3 protein-coding genes are annotated in these 2,241 nt (G+C 65.1%); all 3 read right to left on the reverse strand.

The features are described from left to right. Window positions 1-310 precede the first annotated feature (310 nt). A complete protein-coding gene (locus tag WCB02_RS03335; protein WP_423956361.1) occupies window positions 311-1,420 on the reverse strand; it encodes a ring-opening amidohydrolase in 1,110 nt (369 codons plus the stop codon). 150 nt (window positions 1,421-1,570) lie between these two features. Next, window positions 1,571-2,086 carry an SRPBCC family protein gene (locus WCB02_RS03340; RefSeq protein ID WP_423956364.1) on the reverse strand — a complete coding sequence of 172 codons (516 nt, stop codon included), beginning with the start codon at window positions 2,084-2,086 and terminating at the stop codon, window positions 1,571-1,573. Between the two features lie 17 nt (window positions 2,087-2,103). Continuing rightward, window positions 2,104-2,241 (reverse strand): XdhC family protein (locus WCB02_RS03345; protein WP_423956366.1); only part of this gene is annotated, 138 nt, incomplete at its 5' end.

Consider the following 2,241-nt stretch of genomic DNA (forward strand, 5'->3'; position numbering starts at 1 on the left):
ATCACGTGTCACGCCTGACGCTGCCGCGTCCACCGCATCCTGCCCCGCGTCTCTGGACGATCCGGAACGCCCCTCTGTGGGACAGGATGGCGGGACTATGCAGGTGATTTGGGGTGAGCGTCAAGAACAATTTCTGAAAATCGGAAGCGCTGTTCCTGGATCATGCCTCGGGATGACATCTGAGGGTTTGGAAATGACAGATTTCATGGAAACGTCGTCGGTTTATTTGAATTGTGTTGACCAACTGAGGGTGGCCACTCGGATATGTTGGTGAACACGTGGCGGCCAAGCAACTGCTCCTCGAGGCTGCTCACACCCGTGCGATGACCGCGATCGGGCCGCCACCGGGCGGCCCCTGATGCTCGGCGCCGCCCGAGACATAGATCGCGCCTGTCCCCGCAAGACCGCCGACCAGCCCGCCCACCGCGGCGCGGGCGTGACGCGTCGCGTTGATGTCGGAATCCTCCAGCATGGTGTGACGGCAACCGCGCACGACGCCGTCCGGCGAGGCCTCGGCCTTGGCGAAGGCATTGACCAGCCGGGCTTGCGATTGCATGTCGAACGGATCGAGCCCGACGCTCCTGATCGCCTGCAGCACGGCGGGAAAATCGATCGCGTCGCGCATCACCGCATGCCCGATCACGAACCGGCTTTGCGAGGCCTGCGCATTGCCCATCACGATCACGACATTCTGCATCAGCTCGATGCCGGCGGAGGCCGAGGCGACGGACGAAAAACAATCCCAATCCTTCAGCACCCGCGCTTCGCCGACGTTCTCGGCCACCTCGCCGAGCGCCCGCGCCACGCCGATCGACGACGCGCCGCGTGAATAGCCCATGGATGCATAGGCACTCGAGGTCACCGCCTTGTGTCCCCGCGCGGCCGCGGCTGCCATGCGCTCGCTGGTCAGCAAGGGACACTTGACCTGCACGAAGTGAACGTCACTGGGATCATCGATGCCGCCGTCCGCCATCGCATGGCGAACGGCGTGCATGGTTTCCTCGATCTGCGCGTCGCGGCCGATCTCCTCCGGCAGGAACTCGCGGGTGTGCGCGATGCCGATGCTCAGGCGCTTGTTGTCGGGCGAAGTTTTCGGCGACGTCGTCGCGACTTCGTTGCGCGCGAACACGGTCAGATGCGGCGACAACACCCCTTCCGTGCCGCCCGACATCACGAAGGCGATCTTCTCCTCGACCGCGCGGGGATCGAGTCCCAGACGGGGCGCCAGCGCGGCGCACAGCGCGGCCACGGCGTATTCCCGGGTGAAATCGTTGACCCCGCCATTGCCTTCGGTCTTGCCGAGCACCGCAATGATCGACGACGGGTCGAGCGCGCCGGACGAAATCAGCGCCAGCAGGCCGGTGACGTCTCCCGGCCCGCCGGTCGGAACGCGAAACACATCGATCGACGTCGCCTGCATGGTCATCCCGCCTCGGCCTTTCACTGCCGGGCAGAGCATAGTCATGCAGCATCAATTCGGCCAGTCCGACGATGCCGAGCAATAGAGCGCTTCTTCATTGCGCCGTCATGGCCGCGGCTGCATCCGCAGGACCTGCGCCGCGCCGGTCAGCTACGCCGTGCCGGTCAGCTTGCCTAACCAGCCGGTCTTGCCGCCTTCCGCTGCCGCGGGCATCTCCGCTTCCGCAGGCACTCCGCCGACCGCCGCGCCGAACGATGCGAAGAACTCGCCGGCGAGCTTCTTCGCGGTGGAGTCGATCAGCCGGCCGCCGAGTTGCGCCAGCTTGCCGCCGATCTGGGCATCGACCTCATAATGCAGGATGGTGATGTCAGCACTTTCGGCTTCCAGCCGCACCGCCGCGCCGCCCTTGGCAAAACCGGCAACCCCGCCGGAGCCTTCGCCGGAAATCCGATAGCTGTTCGGCGGATCGAGATCGGACAGCGTCACTTTGCCGCCGAACGTCGCTTTCACCGGCCCGACCTTGAACACCACGGTCGCGGTCATCTCGGTCGGCGAGGTCATATCCAGCGCCTGACAGCCGGGAATGCATGTCTTCAGCACTTCGGGATCGTTCAGCGCGGCCCACACCTTGTCTTTCGAGGCCAGGATCCGCTGGCTGTCATTCATCTGCACTTGCAAAACTCCTAACTGTTGGAAGACGTGCGCTGTCCCCGCCGCCGCTCCACGGTGATCTCCGCGAGGATTGACATCGCGATCTCCTCCGGCGTGATGGCGCCGAGGTCGAGGCCGGCCGGTGCCTTGACGCGGTCGATCGCGGCGGC

This window comes from Bradyrhizobium sp., assembly GCF_049581145.1.
Taxonomy (GTDB): Bacteria; Pseudomonadota; Alphaproteobacteria; order Rhizobiales; family Xanthobacteraceae; genus Bradyrhizobium.

Coding starts and splice junctions, on each gene's coding strand:
- WCB02_RS03340 (WP_423956364.1), bottom strand. CDS start 2,086: ATGAATGACAGCCAGCGGATCCTGGCCTCGAAAGACAAGGTGTGGGCC.
- WCB02_RS03335 (WP_423956361.1), bottom strand. CDS start 1,420: ATGCAGGCGACGTCGATCGATGTGTTTCGCGTTCCGACCGGCGGGCCG.